The organism is Glutamicibacter sp. BS14, from assembly GCF_056934375.1.
In genome coordinates this window covers 3,766,309-3,784,153 of record NZ_CM167801.1, presented here as the reverse complement: position 1 = coordinate 3,784,153, position 17,845 = coordinate 3,766,309, and the positions used below count along the sequence as shown (strand labels likewise).

Genomic DNA, 17,845 nt, shown 5'->3' with positions numbered 1-17,845 from the left:
CCATGCGAGAGTGCCAATATTTGTATTAGCACTCATGCGTTGCGACTGCTAACGCCGGTCGGCTTTTGCGTTCTCCAAGAACTTCATGAAGCACCGGACAGCGGATGCAGGGCGTGGGAGTGGAAAATACCTCAGATAGCGAGAGCTGAAACGGTTGTTGGCCCGATGCCGCACCGGTCCACTCGTCCGTCGCGGGCGCTGTCTGTCGGTTGCATTTTCGCAAAATCGTCCCGAAAGGACCGTACGCCACAATGGCTAAGATGATTGCATTTGACGAGGAAGCACGCCGCGGACTTGAGCGCGGCCTGAACACCCTTGCTGACGCGGTGAAGGTCACCCTGGGCCCACGCGGCCGCAACGTTGTTCTGGAAAAGAAGTGGGGCGCTCCTACTATCACCAACGACGGCGTGTCCATCGCTAAGGAAATCGACCTCGAAGAGCCTTACGAGAAGATCGGCGCAGAGCTGGTCAAGGAAGTTGCTAAGAAGACCGACGACGTCGCTGGAGACGGTACCACCACCGCAACCGTGCTGGCACAGGCACTGGTCAAGGAAGGCCTGCGCAACGTTGCCGCAGGTGCTGACCCAATCGCACTGCGCCGCGGTATCGACAAGGCCGTAGAAGCTGTTACCGCTGAACTGTTCGCCGCTGCGAAGAAGGTCGAATCCAAGGAGCAGATCGCTGCTACCGCTTCGATCTCTGCTGGCGATCCGGAAATCGGCGCACTGATTGCTGAAGCTCTCGACAAGGTCGGCGAGCAGGGCGTTATCACCGTTGAAGAATCCAACACCTTCGGCCTGGAGCTGGAGCTGGCAGAGGGCATGCGCTTCGACAAGGGCTACATCTCCGCTTACTTCGTCACCGACGCTGAGCGCCAGGAAACCGTTCTCGAGGACCCTTACGTCCTCATCGTGAACTCGAAGATCTCCTCGGTCAAGGACATGGTGACCTTGCTGGAGAAGGTCATGCAGTCGAACAAGTCGCTGCTGATCATCGCCGAAGATGTCGAGGGCGAAGCCCTGGCTACCCTGATCCTGAACAAGATCCGCGGCCTGTTCAAGTCCGTTGCTGTCAAGGCTCCGGGCTTCGGCGACCGTCGCAAGGCCATGCTGACCGACATCGCTATCCTCACCGGCGGCCAGGTTGTTTCCGAGGAAATCGGCCTGTCCCTGGACAACGTAGGCCTGGAAGTCCTCGGTACCGCCCGCAAGGTCGTTATCACCAAGGACGAGACCACCATCGTTGAAGGTGGCGGCGAAGCCGACGCCATCGAGGGACGCAAGGCCCAGATCGCAGCCGAGATCAAGAACACCGACTCGGACTACGACCGCGAGAAGCTGCAGGAGCGCCACGCAAAGCTCTCCGGCGGTGTCGCTGTGCTGAAGGCCGGCGCTGCTACCGAGGTAGAGCTCAAGGAGCGCAAGCACCGCATCGAAGATGCCGTGCGCAACGCCAAGGCAGCTGTTGAAGAAGGCATCGTCGCCGGTGGTGGCGTTGCACTGATCCAGGCTGGCGCTGCAGCATTCGAGAAGCTGGTTCTGGAAGGCGACGAAGCTACCGGTGCGAACATCGTCCGCGTTGGCATCGAAGCCCCGCTGAAGCAGATTGCCCTGAACGCTGGCATGGAGCCAGGCGTTGTCGCTGACAAGGTCAAGGGCCTGCCAGCAGGCCACGGCCTGAACGCTGCAACCGGCGAATACGTGAACCTGCTCGAAGCTGGTGTCAACGACCCAGTGAAGGTGACCCGTTCGGCACTGCAGAACGCGGCATCGATCGCTGGCCTGTTCCTGACCACCGAAGCTGTTGTCGCAGATAAGCCAGCTCCTGCTGGCGCTGCCCCAGCCGGTGGCGATGACATGGGTGGCATGGGCGGAATGGGCGGCTTCTAAGCTTCCCGCACGCACTAAGCACGCAGTAATCGCGCCGATGGCCCGGATCCTTTCGAGGGATCCGGGCCATCGGCCGTTTAACGTGGGACAAGCGTTGCACTATAGCCAGCTGTGCAACAGCTCCAGCTCGGTGCCCAAATTATTCCGCGCGCGCTGCTCCCAGCGCCGGGATCCGGCTTGGGTGCCGTAGATCAGTTCTTTCTCCAACAGGCCGCTGAGTATCTTGCTGCGCCCGGCAGCAAGCACATGGCGGGGAAGATGCCCGTACTCCTTGTAGATGGCCTCGGCATAGCGCTGGTAGGCCGGAGCGGGGCGGGCCAGGACCTCCAGATCGGCATCGCAGAGGATATGGCCCAGGCGATCGGTTTCTGCCGGGGCATGCTTGGCGGTGAGCATGACCAGCCCGCTGACCTTCGAGACGGCACCAGGGGAGAGGACTCCCCATAGCCGTTCACGGGCCAAGGTGGCCGATTTGAACTCGTCTTCGCTGGTTCCTGCGTAGACGGCGTCGTGGAACCACGCAGCGAGTTGGAGCAGCATGAGCTCTTCGGGATCGGCCTGGCCTTCAGCCAGCCAGTCGATGGCTTCGAGCACCGAGAGCAGATGCACCCGGTCGTGGTAGTGGCGATGGCTCTCGGACCAATAGCCCAACAGCTCGGTTCCGAGCTGAGGCTCGGTGGGCAAGGTGCGGGACCAACGCCGGGTGAGGACGGTGCCCAGCTTCTCCGGACGGTATTTGGCTGGTATCCGAATCCCGGACTTGACCAGTGCGCGGACCAGCTCGGATCCGGAGACTTCAAGGGCGCCAGCTGCCACGAGCCGATCGTAGCGTTCGCGAGGCACATCGTAGTGATCCCGGTCGAAAGCGCGGCGGGAGATTTCTTGCTGCCCGGCGAACTCATGGAGTTCAGCCAATGAAGTATCCGACACCAAGTGGGCAAAGAGCGTGCCGTGGGCAGGCCAGCGCGGCGGGTCGATCAGAATGCTCATAAGGCTAAGCCTACTGATCAACCGGCCGTCGCGTCTGCGGTTTTCAGTAACGGAACAGCGAGGTGTTGACCTGCTCGACCTCTTCGTACTGCATGGAGGCATGGTTCAAGGCCGTGGCAATGCTGCTCAGCGCCTCTTCGATCTGCACATGGGTTGAGCGCCATTCGGCCACGATCGACTGGAAGGAGGCCGCGGCGGAACCCTGCCAGGTGCTTTGCAACTGGTCCAAGTTCATTTGCATGGTCGAGACCTCATTGCGTAGCCGGTCAATGGTGTTCATGACGGCCTGGGATTTAACCTGCATCTCGCCGGTGTTGGTGGAGAACGTACTCACTGGAATCGTCCTTTCTGGAATGAGCGGTTTGATCACTGATGCACTCACCTTAGAAACACCACACCCCGTGCCGGGCAAAACCGGCACGGGGTGTGGAGAAAGCCATCGGCGCTAGTCTTCCGTATCGTCGACTTCCGGTGCTTTCGGTTCGCGCAGCGGCACGTAGGGCATGGAGATGGACATCGTGGCGCCACCGCCAGGGGTATCTGCCAACGCCACCGAACCTCCGTGCTGCTGGACGATGGCCGCAACAATGGCCAAGCCCAGGCCGGAACCGCCGGTCTCGCGTTGGCGCGAGCTATCGGAGCGGTAGAAGCGTTCAAAAATGCGCTTGGAATCCTCGGCCGGGATGCCCGGGCCGTGGTCGCGGATTTCAACGACCGCGTCCAGCGTTCCAGCCACCAATGAACGCACGCCGACGGCAATTTCCAAGGGGGAACCTTCCGGGGTGTAGCGCAGCGCGTTGGTGAGCAGGTTGGCGATGATCTGCCGGATGCGGGCATCATCACCGACGGTGCTCGCTGGGCTGGGGCGTTCGGACACGAGCCCCACAAGTTTGACGGTACGGTCCGGTGCACGGACCTTGGTGTCTTCCACCGCGTCCTGGCCCAGGACCAGCAAATCCACTGGCTGCTTTTCCATGGGGCGTTGCTCGTCCAGGCGGGCGAGCATCAAGAGGTCCTCAACCAGGCGGGCCATGCGCTTGGATTCGCTTTCGATGCGGCCCATCGCCGAGTCCATGGCCTCCGGATCCGCCAGCCCGCCGTAGCGGTAGAACTCCGAATAGCCCTGGATGGTGACCAGCGGGGTACGCAGCTCATGCGAGGCGTCCTGGATGAAGCGGCGCATCTTCTGCTCGGAAGCCTCGCGGTCGTTGAACGCCTTTTCAATTTGGGCCAGCATGGCGTTGAGCGAGCGCGAGAGCCTGCCCACTTCGGTCTCAGCGGGATAGTCCTTCACGCGCTGGGACAGATCGCCATCGGCGATCATCGACGCGGTGCGCTCCACATTGATCAGCGGCTTGAGCGAACGCCCGGTGAGCCCGTAGGCGATCATCGACATCAGCAGGGCCGCAAGCGTGCCGGTGGAGAGCACCAGCACCGCAGTTTGGCTGACGGTACGGTTCACATTATCCAGCGGCATGGACAAGAACAGGTTCAGCTCGCTGCTCTTCAACGGGATCATCACCGTACGCCAACCAGCGGAGGTGGGGAAGGCGCCGGGGACCGTAGCAGGGGAGTTCGGGTGGGCTGCCAGCTGCTGGATCTGTTCCATATTAAGCAGCGGCAGATCCGTGCCGTTGGAAGGACCGACCCGCGAACGCGGCATCACGTAGACGATCTCGCCGTCCTGGTCGCGAATGTCAGCGTAGGCGCTGCTGAGCCCGAGCAGCGTGGCATCGACATCCAAGGCGTCATGGCTGCCGTTGTCCTCGTTCAAGGAGTAGAGGTAGGCCTTGTTGAGCCCGTAGGCCATCGTCGACTTGGACACGTTCAGCTGCTTGTCGATCTGGCTGGTCATCGCGATCCTCAGCGTATGCGCTGAACCGATAGCGGTAGCGAAGATCGCGACGATCATCAGTCCAAACATGACCGCGACCAGTTTGGTCCGCAACGAGGTGCGACGCCACTGGGCTCGAAATGACTTCATATGCTGACTTTACAAGGCCTTCAATTATTGGCGCGGACCGTTACGTGTGCCGTTAGCGGCGGTCTGGGGTGCGCATCAGGTAGCCCACGCCACGCTTGGTCTGGATCAGTGCAGGCCACTCCGGGCGGTCGACCTTGCGACGCAGGTAGGAAATGTAGGATTCCACGATCGAGGCATCGCCGTTGAAGTCGTATTCCCAGACATGGTCCAAGATCTGCGACTTAGACAGTACGCGGTTCGGGTTCATCATCAGGTAGCGCAGCAGCTTGAACTCGGTGGGGGACAGGTCAATGATCTCCCCGGCACGGCGCACCTCGTGGGCGTCGTCATCCAGCTCAAGGTCGGCCACGATGATGGTCGCGTTCTCGTCCTCGCCATTGGCGGTACGGCGCAGGACGGCACGGATGCGGGCGACGACTTCATCCAGGCTGAATGGCTTGGTGACGTAGTCGTCGCCGCCGACGGTCAAGCCGGTGACCTTGTCGCTGGTGTCGTCGCGCGCGGTCAGGAACAGCACCGGGAAGTGGCGGCCAGCGGCGCGCAATTTCCGGGTAATGGTGAAACCGTCCATGTCAGGAAGCATGACGTCCAGGACGGCCAGGTCCGGCTCTTCGGCTTCAACGGCGGCGAGGGCTTCGCGTCCGTTGGCAGCAGCGACAACTTCGAAGCCTGCAAAGCGCAGGGAAGTGGAGAGCAGTTCGCGGATATTCGGCTCGTCATCGACAACGAGAAGTTTTGCCTCAGCAGTTTTTGGACTCATGGATTACAGTGTGCCGAAGAAGTCTGGGAGTCCGCTGAGTGAATGCTGAAGCGAGTGGCTAGCTTTTTCGGCGCCTGGCGACGTTTCCGAAGACCACGATGGCGGCCAGGATGAATGCCGTTGGCAAGCCCAAGCGCGCAAAGAGCATCAGCAGCGGCGGGATGGCGATCTCCTGGAAGTAGAAGACGAGGGTTCCGACCAGCGCCAAGGCGGAAAGGATGGCGATGATGATCGCCAATCGGGAAAGTGCAGTCATGGTTTTGGATGAATCGCTCACGCTACCAAGTTTAGCCCCGGAGCCATGGGCGACAGGCGGAATGCGAAGATTGCCGGGCAAAGATGAATTCACCGCACGAGAGATGACATAATCTTAGATAAAGGACTTGAAGCGATCCAGCAGATTGAGCACCCGGCAAGAAGCAGAGAAGAATTCCGGCAGTGGCTCCGCCTGATCGCACATATGAATATGCATGGCGCTGAGCAGGCCTCGGCCATGCAGCTTAGCTACAAGAACGAACGAGGTAAATGATCATGCCTAGCGGCAAGGTTAAGTGGTACGAAAAGGCCAAGGGCTTCGGCTTCATCACCGCCGAAGATGGCAAAGAGATCTACGTCAATGCCGCGGCATTGCCCGAAGGCGTGCATGACCTGCGCCCCGGAACCCGGCTGGAATTCGGCGTTGCCGAAGGCCGCCGCGGCCCACAGGCACTGAGCCTGCGCTTGCTGGAAGCTGCCCCATCGGTCGCACGTGCCAAGCGCAAGAAACCCGAAGACGAGGCAGTGCTGATCGAAGATCTTATTAAGCTGCTCGACAACGTTTCCAATAGCTTGCGCAATGGGCGTTATCCTGAACAGGCATATGGCAAGAAGGTTGCTACCGTACTTCGTGCGGTAGCCGACGATCTGGACGCATAAATAATGGCCCGTAAACCCAAGTTGGACACCATCCTCGCCGAGGCAGTGGATACTGCTCGCGGCGCGCTCGCAGAAATTGCCGGTGCGTCAGAAATCGGCGAACACCTAGGCGTCACGGCGGAAGGTGAGCGACTTGTCACCCATCGTTTTGTCTCCCATAAGTCGGGATATCAAGGATGGACCTGGTTCGCCACGCTTGCGCGGGTCTCACGGGCAAAATCCAAGGACCTGACGGTTTGCGAAGTAGGCATTATTGCAGGGGAGCAGTCATTGCTCGCTCCGGCATGGGTGCCGTGGGCCGACCGCCTGGCAAAGGAAGAGATTGAAGCGGCCAAGGCCGCCGAAGCCGCAGAGGACTTGGCCGGGACCGGCGGGGAAGCCGACGGTCCTGAAGCCACGGAGCCAGCGAAGGAGCCGGATCCATCGGATCCAGGCGCCGAGGCCCAGGATCAGCAGACCGATGCCGAAGCGGACGGCGCCGAAAATGACGATGACGCTGTGCAGCAGCATAAGTCGCCGGCACGTCGCCAGGTACGCCGCCGTCGCACGGCGCAGCGCACCGCAGCCCGTCGCCGGGCAGCGCAGCGCAATCGCACGCGCAAGGAAAACTAGGCAATAGCGGCAAAGACCTTCGCACAACGATTCTGAATCGTCGTGCGAAGGTCTTTGGCTTTAATCGTGGGTTCTTAGAGCTGCTCGATCACGTAGTCGATGGACTTGAGCAGTGCTTCGACGTCGCTTGGCTCGATCGCAACGAAGGTGGCGATCCGCAGCTGGTTGCGGCCCAGCTTGCGGTATGGTTCCACGTCGACAACGCCGTTAGCGCGCAGTGCCTTGGCAATTGCCGAGGCATCGACCGAGTCATCGAAGTCAATGGTGGAGATGACGTTCGAGCGGTGCGCTGGGTCGGCCACATAAGGGGAAGCTATTTCGGAAGCCTCGGCCCAAGCCCGGATCATCCCAGCGGACTGTGCCGTGCGCGCTGCCGCCCACTTCAGGCCGCCGTTGGCATTGATCCACTTGATCTGCGCATCCAGGCCCACAAGAGTGGTCAGCGATGGCGTGTTGTAGGTCTGGTTCTTCAAGGAGTTATCCAGCGCGGTCGCCAGGTTCAAGAAGTCGGGGATCCAGCGGTCGGTTGCTGCGATTTCCTCGATGCGGGCAATCGCGGCGGGAGAAACGAAAGCCAGCCACAGGCCGCCGTCGGAAGCGAAGTTCTTCTGCGGAGCGAAGTAGTACACGTCGGTCTCGGACAGATCAACGTCCAGGCCGCCAGCGGCGCTGGTGGCGTCAATGACTACCAGTGCATCGTCGTTGGCGCCAGCAACGCGCTTGATCGGCGCCGCGGCACCGGTTGAGGTCTCATTGTGCGGCCACGCGTAGAGGTCTACGTCGGCTTCGGCTACGGGTTCAGGTACGGTGCCCGGCTCGCCGACAATGATGGAGGAAGGTTCCAGGAATGGAGCCTTGTCGGTGGCTTTGGCGAACTTCGAGCCGAATTCGCCGAAGGACAGGTGCTGCGCCTTGGAACGGACCAGGCTGAATGCAGCGGCATCCCAGAATGCGGTGGATCCACCCACGCCGAGAAGAACTTCGTAGCCCTCTGGCGCGCTGAACATTTCCTTCAGGCCGTCCTGAACCGAAGCTACGAGGTTCTTGACCGGAGCCTGGCGGTGGGAGGTGCCCAGCAGTTCGGCGCCGGCATCGACGATGGCCTGGATCTGTTCTGCGCGAACCTTGGAAGGTCCTGCACCGAATCGACCATCGGCGGGCAGAAGGTTTTCTGGAATGTTGATATCCGTGCTCATCGCGCTCCTCTTGTAGCGATAGATTGAAGTGCCATAACGGCCACCATTACCCATGGTTTGGAATATTGACAGATAGCCTTGGCGTTTCAATAGATATCTTCGCAAATAGCGGGGTGTCGTGAGAAAAGCGCGTCGGTCGGTTACGCCGAGGGCTTGGCGGGTTACAGGGCTTTCTGCAGCTCCGACCAAGTAGAGTGGGATATCGACGCCACGTAAATTTCGAGCGAACTTAATTGTTGTGACTTCCAGGAGCGACTGCCGTGTCTGATCTTATCGATACAACTGAGATGTATCTGCGTACCATTCTTGAGCTTCAAGAAGAGGAAATCGTGGCACTGCGCGCCCGAATTGCAGAGCGTCTTGGCCACTCGGGCCCAACCGTGTCGCAGACGGTTGCTCGCATGGAACGAGACGGCCTGGTTATCGTATCGACCGATCGCCACCTTGCTTTGACCGAAAAAGGTCACGAGCTGGCTACGGGCGTGATGCGCAAGCACCGCTTGGCGGAGCGCCTGTTGTCGGACATCATCGGGTTGGACTGGGAGTACGTGCACGATGAAGCGTGCCGCTGGGAACACGTGATGAGCGAACGCGTTGAGCGTCGGCTCTTTGATCTTCTGGGCAAGCCAACAGTGTCGCCCTACGGCAACCCAATTCCGGGCCTGGAAGTCCTCGGTGGCCCCAATGTGGGCGAAATCTCACATGAAGTAGAGAACTTGGATGATGCCCTGCTGTCCGGAAACATCGGCCCAGTGGCAATTGAGCGCCTGGCCGAACCGATCCAAACGGACCCAATCCTGCTCGGACAACTGAACGAAGGTGGAATACGCCCAGGTGCGATTGTCACCTTGGAGCGCGCCGACGACTACGTTGTAGTGCGCGTGGACGGCATCGAAGGCGCCCTGGAGCTGCCGGTCGAGGTCAGCGCACACGTATTTGTAAAGTCTCAGAAAAGATAACGAAATTGTAACTTTCGGCGTTGACAGGTAGCGTTAAGTCTTGGAGCTAGCGATCTAGTTAGCTCTATCCATTTTTGGTGCGACCGCCTAGTGTTGCCCTGCGCCAGAAACGGTCACCAAATCTTGAGGGCAATAACGGGGGACCCACTTTCCGGCGTGCAAACGCCTTGGGGTGAAGTTCTGCGACAAGCAGGCCGGCTGATTCTCAATAGCCGAACCCGACAGCTAACTTCGTAGGCGCAACAGTGAGAGGAATGTTTTGGTAGAAACCAAGACTGCGGGACGTCGCCGCGCTGCCGGCGTCGAAGTAGATGTGATTGCAGAAGTCACCGCTTCGACTGCTGAGCGTAACGGCGGGCGCCGAGCAGCACGTGCTGCTGCCACCGTCCCTATGATTGCACCGGTCAAGCCGGTACATGAAGATTTCGTTGGTCGACGATTCGACTCCATGCAGCGCTACGGTGTTGCTCCTAACCAGACCCTGCTGGCCGGCAAGGATACCGCGAGCAACGTCGTTGCATTGCCAGGAGCTGTTCAAGCCCCTGCCAGCAAGCCTGCCCCGATCGAAGCAGCAGGCAATGTCGAGTTCATTTCGAGCCTCAAGTCCAAGGTTCAGAAACCCACCCACCGTGGATTCGCCCACAAGGTGGCAGCCGTAGCCGCCGTTTCGGGTTTGGCGCTTGCCGCCGTAACTCCACAGCTCTCCGGCAGCGCGGAGGAGAACAAGGCCGTTGAGGTCGCAGCTCAGCGCACCGCCACTTCCGCAGTTGTAGATGTAACTGCACCAACCGGCAATGCGGAACTGTCCGTGGAGCGTGCAGCTTTGACCTCCGAACTGAACACCGAAGTTGCCAAGGAAGAGAAGTTCGCCGAGATCATGACCGCTTCGGGCGGTAGCGTCACGGCCATCAAGGACACCTCGGGATTGCTCGGCGCACCGGTCACCACGAAGCGCATCACCTCCACGTTCGGGCACCGCAAGAATCCAACCGGTCCAGGTTTCATGATCCACAGCGGCACCGACTACGGTGTGCCAAGCGGTACCAAGGTCTACGCGGCAGCTGACGGTGTTGTGACTGTCTCGGGTTGGGCTGGGCACTCCGGTAACCGCATCACCCTTGACCACGGCAACGGCCTGGAGACCGGTTACAGCCACAACAGCCAGCTGGTTGTGAAGGTTGGCCAGAAAGTTAAGCGCGGTGACGTTGTTGCGTTGGCCGGCAGCACTGGCAACTCAACCGGTCCTCACGTGCACTTCGAAGTGATCGTTGACGGTCAGTTCAAAGACCCAGCAGGTTGGTTATAACGACGTTCGTCACCATTCCGTGATCAAAACGTGACATTTCAAAAAACTTCCTATAGTCTTGTATGCGTGCCATGGGGATCCCTGGGCATCATTGCGTGAGAACCGAGCACTGCCAACACGCAATGAGTAGTTATACACAACTCGTACGGCAGTGGCGGGGGAACCAATATCGGGTCGTTAGTTTTGGCTAACAACCCTAGGGGTGAAGTGGATAGAGAAGGCAACTTCGAATCCACCGAGGTAACTCCACTTCGAACCCGACAGCTTACCTCGTAGGTATCAAGGAGAGGCAATATTTTGACCAAGAGTCATGCACGCGGACGTCGCCGCGCCGACGTTCCACGCACCAACTCGCTACAGGCGATTTCGCAGGCCGTAGCATCCAACGCTGGCTCGGTAGGCCGCCAGGCCGCCGTTGTAGCTGCAGCATCCGGCTTGATCGTCACTCTGGGCGTGCCTGGCCAGGCAACTGCACCACGTGACGTTTCTGTATCGCCTGTTGACACCATCAATCCAGAGCGTGTTGCAGTCAAGGCAGTAAAGGTAGCTGCTGACAAGAAGGCTGATGTCGCAATCGAGCGCGCCAGCTTCACCGCTGAAGAGAAGCCAGAGCCTGTTGTCATTGCAGTTTCGAATGACATCACCCCAACTACCCGCAGCAGCAACTCGGGTAACTCTGATTCGATGGCCCCGATGACTCGTCAGAGCCGTTCGGGTGGACAGGAATCGGCTCCGCAGCAGAAGGCTCAGCCAAAGGCTGAAACTCCTGTTCAGACCTCCAACCTTTCCGGCATCGCAGGCACCGCTGCCAAGTACGTGGGCGTTCCATACGTATGGGGTGGCAACGGTCCAAGCGGCTGGGATTGCTCCGGCTTCGTCAAGTACGTCTACGCGCAGCACGGCATCAACATTGCTCGAGGCACCTCGGCCATCCTCGGATCCGGCCAGTTCGTCCGCACCAGCAACCCTAAGCCAGGCGACTTGGTATTCCAGAACGGTGGCGGCCACGTCGGCATCTACCTGGGCGGCGGCCAGATGATCGGCGCGCAGAACCCAACCGTGGACACCATGATCCACTCGGTTTCGCGCAACCCGCTGTACGGCTACTACACCCTAGCTGGCTAAGCTTCAAAGCTTTTCATAGGCCATCGGATGAGAAAGACATCCGATGGCCTATGTTCGTTTAACCAGTTGAACTCCGGGCATCAGAACGATGAAAAGAAGACAATTTCTTGGTTAGGTACCCACCAATAATCCGAAGCATCGCATAGGCTAGCGCTTAGAGACACTCCGAGCAGAACGCGAGCTCCATCAATGCCAGATGGTGGCCATCGGTTCATGAAGGTAGTACGAGCAATGCGAACTTTGGTATTAAACGCAGGATACGAACCACTAGCAGTTGTGACGTTCCGTCGAGCACTAGTGCTAGTCATGACCGAAAAAGCGAGCATCGTTCTCCAAGATGATCTCGCCCCCATCCGCAGTTCTCATGGAGATCTACCTCGGCCAACTGTCATCGTTCTGAAACGCTATGTACGACGCCCCTACAGGGACATGCAACATGTCACTCGTAGGGGCGTTCTGCGTAGAGACGCTTTTACCTGCGCGTATTGCGGCAAAGCTGCCAATACGATTGACCACGTGATTCCCCGCAGCAGGGGAGGCCAGAACACCTGGGAGAACCTCGTGGCCGCTTGCCTGCTATGCAATAGCCGCAAAGCGGACAAGATGCTCTCGCAACTGGGCTGGCAACTGCGTATTACACCTCATCGTCCACGCGTTGCTGGCCATCTGGTTTCGGGACTGCAGCACGTTGATGCGGCATGGGACGAATACTTGCACGCAAGCTAGCCGCTGGCCTGATGCTGCTGGGAGGAACCCAGCGGCGCCTATTTCTTGCTGCGTTCAATGGCTAGCGGCAGGACGCGGTCGCGAAGCAACGGAGCTAGATCGTCGCGTTCCAGGGCCACCTGCGGGTCGATCCACAGCAGCTCCTCCAATTCCGCTAACGGGACGAGTTCGCCATCGAAGGCTGCGCTGTATAAAGAGGCGCGGATCATCGTCTCCGCCTCGTTGGCAGCCGGTCCGATCCATTCGCCGTCGTATTGCAGCTCGTCAGCGGTGAAGCTGAGGCCCAATTCTTCACGAATTTCTCGAATGATAGTTTGTAACGCTGTTTCCCCGGCTTCGGGTTTGCCGCCAGGTTGCATGAACTTCGTCGTTCCACGCTTGCGAACCAGGAGAATTTCTCCTTGGTTGTTGATTAAACACGCCGCTGAGATCGTCAAATTTTTCTTCACTAAAACACAATATCGCGTGTTTACAGGAGTTAGAGATGGTAACGTGCTTAATTGGATCTCCAACGGTTTTAGTTCTAGTTCACCATGGTTACTTTACTCGCAGTATCTAACCGAAGTATTGATGACTACCGAAAACGTTGGAATTGAAAGATCGATCCATCAACTTTACAGATCTATGGAGCAATAAATGCGACGGGGTACAAATCTAGGACGCTTGGGAGACTTCAACCAAGCCGTAATTCTTGAGTCAATTCGACGGGCACCAGAGGGAATTAGCCGCGTTGAACTGGCCGGTTCGACTGGTCTGTCGCCACAGACCATTTCCAACGTTGTCCGCCGTTTGCTGGACGACGGAATCGTCCGAGAAGACCGCACGATCGTCTCCGGACCAGGCAAGCCTCGCACCGTTCTGGAGCTCGAAGGCAACCGTCTTGTTTCCATTGGCATCCACCTAGACCCCAGCGTGCTGACCTTCGTCGCAATGAACCTGCGCGGCGAGGTCCTGCGCGAACGCCGCATCGAAGTTCCCAACCTCGAAGTAGCTACCGAAACTGTCCAGCTCATGGCAACTACCGTTAAGGAACTCATTGCCGAGATCCGCGTGCCGAAGAAGCACATCGTCGGTGTCGGCATTGCTGTTCCGGGTCCAGTAAACGTCGAAGAAGGAGTGGTGCTGAACCCGCCACTGCTCGATGGCTGGGCAGATGTTGAACTGGTGAACCCGCTGCGCAAGCTCTTGCGCCTGCAGGTCATCATCGAAAAGGACACCATCGCTTCAGCAGTTGGCGAACTGTGGCAGTCCAAGGAAGAGAAGAACAACGACTTCGTCTTCATTTACTGCGGTCACGGCTTCGGCGCTGGCCTGGTATTCAACGGCGATGTCCACCACGGTGCAAGCAACAACGCTGGCGAAATCGGCCACTACTCAACCGGTTACAAATCTGTGGCCTGCGAACAATGCGGTGCGGAGGATTGCCTCGCTTCCGGCACCTCCTACGAATTCATCGCCGCGCAGGCCAAGGAACGCGGGCTGGAACTGCCAAGCTACGAAATCGTTGGCCCGGAACAGCGGGCTGCCGGAATGAACCGCCTCTACGAGCTGGCTCACGAAGGAAACAAGGTCGCCAAGGAACTGGTCACCGAAGCCATGATCAAGGTTGGCGAAGTTGCCGGCCAGCTTGCCAACTCGCTGGACGTTCGCGAAGTCGTCTTCGGCGGTCCACAGTGGGAAAAGGTATCCGAACTGGTCGACGATCAAGTCCGCGACGCCATTGGCCGCCGCTTCGCCCTGCGCGGAGTGCATGAAATCGAAACCCGCACCTCCGAGCTCGGCTCCAACGTCGGCGCCATCGGTGGCGCTTGCGTGGTCATGGACGCTTCGCTGTCGCCAAAGGCGACCGCATTGCTGCTGCGTTAATCGAGACTCATACTAAGCACTGCGGGTACGTTCCAGATGGAACGTACCCGCAGTGCTTAACGCCGTAGTAACGACAAGAGCCTTGTTTCCCGTCCGAGGACTGGAAACAAGGCTCTAGTTGTGCCCCTGGCCGGAATCGAACCGACGGCCTACCCTTTAGGAGAGGGTCGCTCTATCCTACTGAGCTACAGGGGCATGGGCGTGAAAACACCAACAACACTATCTTACTAGGATGTCCCGGGTGTAATTCCCACGCACTGGCTTAGGCAGTACCCTCACGAATTGCGAGCATCTTTGCCTTGAGCGCACGATTGGCACGGATAGCGCCAAGACCCACAACAAGACCCGCAGTGATGATCAGCAGTGCCCAGCGGATGGTCGTGAGGATCGATGCCAAAACGACAGCTCCTTCACTGAGGTCTCCAGTGAACAGGGCATCAATTGCGAAGTTCTCCCAAATATCAATTGCCGCGAAGCCCAGCGGGGCAACCCAAGCCAGCCAACGCGTCTGGCGGTGAGGAATCCAGCGGATGAACAACAGCATGGAGAAGACCGCAGTAAACATCGGGAAGAGGAAACCAGCGGTCTTGTGCAAGTAGTTGAGCTGGCCAACAGCATCTTCATCCATGGCGCCACGCAATGCTTCTATGTCGCTTACGGTGTAGCCGAAAATACGCTGATCGGGCATCGCCAGGGAATCGCTGAGGTCCTGCATCTGCACCATCGTGAGCAGATGGTAGTACGCGAATAGCGCAGCGCATATGATCAAGCCCACCGAGATCAGCAGCATCGGGTTCGAACTGTTCTCGTGGGAGGTGCTTTGCACCTTGCCTGGCCCCATGTTCATGCCGCGCGGCGCGTTCGGCGCCTGGGCGAACTGCTGGGGCTTGCGGTATTCCTTGGTTTTCCTGACCTTCTTTGCCATATCTTCTATTATGCCCGGCCAATAGCGTGGGCTTTCCCGCTCACACTGAAAGTGTCCGGCGCTCCACGTAGACTGGCTACATCATGGATTTCCTTTTTGACGATTTCGCCCCGGATACCGCACAGCAGGTCATGCCCACTGCTGAGGAGCTTTTGGTCGGCATGAACCCGCAGCAGGAAGAAGCAGTTCGTTATGCTGGGGGTCCGTTGCTGATCGTGGCCGGCGCTGGTTCAGGAAAGACCCGTGTGCTCACGCACCGCATTGCCTACCTCCTGGCGACCGGACGTGCTCGGCCGCACGAAATCCTGGCGATCACCTTCACCAACAAGGCCGCTGCCGAAATGCGCGAACGAGCCGCTGAGCTTATTGGCGACGAGCAAGCGAAGAAGATGTGGATCTCTACTTTCCACTCCTCATGCGTGCGTATTTTGCGTCGCGAGGCGGCCACCATTGGAATGAAATCCAACTTCTCAATCTACGACTCCACGGATTCCTTGCGCCTGATCACCTTAGTCGCCAAATCTTTGGAGATCGACCCGAAGCGTTTCACGCCCAAGGCAATTGCCCACAAGATCTCCTCGTTGAAAAATGAGCTGATAGATGATGAAGACTACGCGGCGACGATCAATACCAATGATCCGTTCTCGCGAGCCGTTTCCGAGGTCTACCGCGGTTACACCCGCCGCCTGCGCGCTGCCAACGCCATGGACTTCGACGACCTGATTGGACAGGTCGTCTACATGTTCCGTGCGTTCCCGCGAGTGGCCGATAACTACCGCCGCCGGTTCCGCCATGTGCTTATTGACGAATACCAGGATACTAACCACGCCCAGTACTCGCTGGTGCGTGAACTCACCGGTGCCGAAGGTGATACCGTCCCAGGCGAACTGACCGTTGTCGGCGACTCCGACCAGTCGATTTACGCTTTCCGCGGTGCCGATATCCGCAACATCGTCGACTTCGAAAAGGACTATCCGAACGCGGCAACCATCAAGCTGGAACAGAACTATCGTTCCACCCAGACAATTCTGTCCGCGGCCAACGAGGTCATCAAGCGAAACCCCGACCGCAATGACAAGAAGCTGTGGACTGCCAGCGGCGACGGCGAGAAGATCACCGGTTATGTTGGGGAGTCAGAATCCGACGAAGCACGCTGGATTGCCGAAGAAATACTTCGCTTGAACGATGACGAGGATGTCCGCCCGGGCGACGTGGCGATCTTCTACCGCACTAACGCCCAATCGCGTGCACTGGAAGAACAGCTGATGCGCGTGGACCTGAAGTACCGCGTAGTCGGCGGCACCAGGTTCTACGACCGCAAGGAAATCAAGGACGCACTTGCCTACCTGCGCGCCTTGGTGAACCCGGATGATGACATCAACGTCCGCCGAATCCTCAACGAGCCCAAGCGCGGCATCGGCGACCGTGCCGAAGGCGCCGTGGCAGCGTTGGCTGAACGGGATCGCGTTTCCTTCATGGACGCATTGCGCCGTTCGGATGAAGCACCAGGCTTGGGAACCCGCGGAATCAAGATGACTGCTGCGTTTGTCTCCATGATGGATGACTTGAAGACCGTGGCGGAAGGCTCAGGGCCGGCAGAGGCCCTTGAAGCAGTGCTGGAGCAGACCGGATACCTGGAGACCCTTCGGCTCTCCTCGGATCCGCAGGATGAGTCGCGGGTGGAGAACCTCGCCGAATTGGTCGCCGTGGTCCGGGACTACGTGAACGAAGAACCGGAAGGCGGTCTCGAAGGGTTCCTGGAGCGCGTGGCGCTCGTAGCCGATGCCGACCAGATTCCAGAGGCTCCCAGCGATGATGAGGGAGCAGCAATGGCCGTGCAGGAAGGCGTGGTCACCTTGATGACCCTGCATACTGCCAAGGGATTGGAATTCCCGGTGGTCTTCCTGACGGGCATGGAGCACGGTGTCTTCCCGCACCAGCGTTCCATGACCGACGAAAAGGAACTGGCCGAGGAACGCCGCCTGGCCTATGTCGGACTGACCCGTGCCCGTGAACGCCTGTACCTGACCCGTGCCGAACAGCGCAGCCTCTGGGGGCAGGCCCAGTACAACCCTGCGAGCCAGTTCCTGGAAGAGGTTCCGGGCGAGCTGATCGACTGGAAGAGCGAGGGCTCTGGCGGTGGAATGGGCTTCGGTTTCGGTAACGCAGCGGTGAATTTCGCCACGAGCAGATATGAACGTGGCAGCCACTGGGGTGCAGGTTCGGCATCGGCGCAACCGGTGCGAGGGCACAACGCCGCCCCTATTTCCAAGACGCGAGTTGTGCAGAATAAGGACATTACCATCCCTGAAGTCGGGCAGAATGTTAAGCATTCCTCGTTTGGCTTGGGCACTGTTATTGCTTTAGAAGGCGCAGGCGACAAGACGGTGGCCAAGGTGCAGTTCCCGGACTCTGAGAAGAGGCTATTGCTGCGCTATGCACCGCTAGAAATCGTGGACTAGCCAACCGGCCCTCCGTGTTTCCTGCGTCACATTCGGCTGCTTTGATGCAGGACCCGCGAGTTTCTCTACGTGTTGTAAAAGTGGGAAGTTTGCGAAAGTCGGGATAGTCTGAGAGGTGCGCACGGGCTAC

General features: G+C 58.9%; 17 protein-coding genes, 1 tRNA gene and 2 riboswitches. Of the genes, 9 read left to right on the top strand and 9 right to left on the bottom strand.

The features are described from left to right. The first annotated feature begins 251 nt into the window (after positions 1-251). Positions 252-1,889, top strand: coding sequence for a chaperonin GroEL (gene groL, locus AC1Z36_RS17735; protein WP_105659122.1), 1,638 nt, complete (start codon positions 252-254; stop codon positions 1,887-1,889). Positions 1,890-1,988: 99 nt separating this feature from the next. On the opposite strand, the gene AC1Z36_RS17730 is transcribed toward groL, so the two are convergent. From AC1Z36_RS17730 to AC1Z36_RS17710, 5 genes are all read right to left on the bottom strand, one after another. Then, a complete protein-coding gene (locus tag AC1Z36_RS17730) occupies positions 1,989-2,879 on the bottom strand; it encodes a DUF4031 domain-containing protein (protein ID WP_105661593.1) in 891 nt (296 codons plus the stop codon). Positions 2,880-2,922: 43 nt separating this feature from the next. Then, the gene (locus tag AC1Z36_RS17725) at positions 2,923-3,213 is read right to left on the bottom strand and encodes a WXG100 family type VII secretion target (protein ID WP_038990044.1); all 291 of its coding nucleotides are present in this window, start codon (positions 3,211-3,213) and stop codon (positions 2,923-2,925) included. A 111-nt stretch (positions 3,214-3,324) separates the two neighbouring features. Next, positions 3,325-4,863: a sensor histidine kinase gene (locus AC1Z36_RS17720; RefSeq protein WP_105659124.1), complete on the bottom strand. Its 1,539-nt coding sequence runs from the start codon at positions 4,861-4,863 to the stop codon at positions 3,325-3,327. Between the two features lie 52 nt (positions 4,864-4,915). Next, positions 4,916-5,623 carry a response regulator transcription factor gene (locus tag AC1Z36_RS17715; RefSeq protein ID WP_105659125.1) on the bottom strand — a complete coding sequence of 236 codons (708 nt, stop codon included), beginning with the start codon at positions 5,621-5,623 and terminating at the stop codon, positions 4,916-4,918. 58 nt (positions 5,624-5,681) lie between these two features. Beyond that, positions 5,682-5,900, bottom strand: a complete 219-nt coding sequence (locus tag AC1Z36_RS17710; RefSeq protein ID WP_105659126.1) for a hypothetical protein — start codon at positions 5,898-5,900, stop codon at positions 5,682-5,684. 254 nt (positions 5,901-6,154) lie between these two features. Here AC1Z36_RS17710 and AC1Z36_RS17705 point away from each other — a divergent pair, with 254 nt between their 5' ends. Both AC1Z36_RS17705 and AC1Z36_RS17700 read left to right on the top strand, forming a co-directional pair. Further along, entirely contained in the window at positions 6,155-6,538 is a 384-nt protein-coding gene (locus AC1Z36_RS17705; RefSeq protein WP_038990235.1) for a cold-shock protein, read from the top strand. A gap of 3 nt (positions 6,539-6,541) precedes the next feature. Next, on the top strand, positions 6,542-7,150 hold the full coding sequence (locus AC1Z36_RS17700; protein ID WP_483561551.1) for a DUF3027 domain-containing protein: 609 nt from the start codon (positions 6,542-6,544) through the stop codon (positions 7,148-7,150). Positions 7,151-7,224: 74 nt separating this feature from the next. Here the strand turns inward: AC1Z36_RS17700 and serC are convergent, their stop codons facing one another. Further along, entirely contained in the window at positions 7,225-8,346 is a 1,122-nt protein-coding gene (serC, locus tag AC1Z36_RS17695) for a phosphoserine transaminase (protein ID WP_483561550.1), read from the bottom strand. A gap of 260 nt (positions 8,347-8,606) precedes the next feature. On the opposite strand from serC, the gene AC1Z36_RS17690 reads away from it, so the two are divergent. The 4 genes from AC1Z36_RS17690 to AC1Z36_RS17675 all read left to right on the top strand — a co-directional run bounded on the left by AC1Z36_RS17690 (position 8,607) and on the right by AC1Z36_RS17675 (position 12,462). Then, positions 8,607-9,305: an iron-dependent transcriptional repressor DtxR gene (locus AC1Z36_RS17690; RefSeq protein WP_105659129.1), complete on the top strand. Its 699-nt coding sequence runs from the start codon at positions 8,607-8,609 to the stop codon at positions 9,303-9,305. A gap of 104 nt (positions 9,306-9,409) precedes the next feature. Next, a riboswitch (cyclic di-AMP (ydaO/yuaA leader) is annotated at positions 9,410-9,560 on the top strand. A 4-nt stretch (positions 9,561-9,564) separates the two neighbouring features. Further along, entirely contained in the window at positions 9,565-10,611 is a 1,047-nt protein-coding gene (locus AC1Z36_RS17685) for a M23 family metallopeptidase (RefSeq protein ID WP_133833230.1), read from the top strand. Between the two features lie 123 nt (positions 10,612-10,734). Then, positions 10,735-10,905: riboswitch (cyclic di-AMP (ydaO/yuaA leader) on the top strand. 3 nt (positions 10,906-10,908) lie between these two features. Further along, complete coding sequence (locus AC1Z36_RS17680) at positions 10,909-11,736, top strand: C40 family peptidase (RefSeq protein ID WP_483561549.1); 828 nt, start codon at positions 10,909-10,911, stop codon at positions 11,734-11,736. Between the two features lie 189 nt (positions 11,737-11,925). Further along, positions 11,926-12,462: an HNH endonuclease gene (locus AC1Z36_RS17675; RefSeq protein ID WP_400291495.1), complete on the top strand. Its 537-nt coding sequence runs from the start codon at positions 11,926-11,928 to the stop codon at positions 12,460-12,462. A 38-nt stretch (positions 12,463-12,500) separates the two neighbouring features. Here AC1Z36_RS17675 and AC1Z36_RS17670 read toward each other — a convergent pair whose 3' ends face one another. Further along, positions 12,501-12,911, bottom strand: coding sequence for an NUDIX hydrolase (locus AC1Z36_RS17670; protein WP_105659133.1), 411 nt, complete (start codon positions 12,909-12,911; stop codon positions 12,501-12,503). 187 nt (positions 12,912-13,098) lie between these two features. Here AC1Z36_RS17670 and AC1Z36_RS17665 point away from each other — a divergent pair, with 187 nt between their 5' ends. Then, the gene (locus tag AC1Z36_RS17665) at positions 13,099-14,328 is read left to right on the top strand and encodes an ROK family transcriptional regulator (protein WP_105661599.1); all 1,230 of its coding nucleotides are present in this window, start codon (positions 13,099-13,101) and stop codon (positions 14,326-14,328) included. 121 nt (positions 14,329-14,449) lie between these two features. Here the strand turns inward: AC1Z36_RS17665 and AC1Z36_RS17660 are convergent. Both AC1Z36_RS17660 and AC1Z36_RS17655 read right to left on the bottom strand, forming a co-directional pair. Further along, positions 14,450-14,523: transfer RNA gene (locus tag AC1Z36_RS17660), tRNA-Arg, on the bottom strand. Positions 14,524-14,590: 67 nt separating this feature from the next. Continuing rightward, entirely contained in the window at positions 14,591-15,253 is a 663-nt protein-coding gene (locus AC1Z36_RS17655; RefSeq protein ID WP_133833228.1) for a hypothetical protein, read from the bottom strand. Positions 15,254-15,336: 83 nt separating this feature from the next. Between AC1Z36_RS17655 and pcrA the strand changes: the two genes are divergently transcribed. Continuing rightward, the gene (gene pcrA / locus AC1Z36_RS17650) at positions 15,337-17,715 is read left to right on the top strand and encodes a DNA helicase PcrA (RefSeq protein ID WP_105661600.1); all 2,379 of its coding nucleotides are present in this window, start codon (positions 15,337-15,339) and stop codon (positions 17,713-17,715) included. The last annotated feature ends 130 nt before the right edge of the window (positions 17,716-17,845 follow it).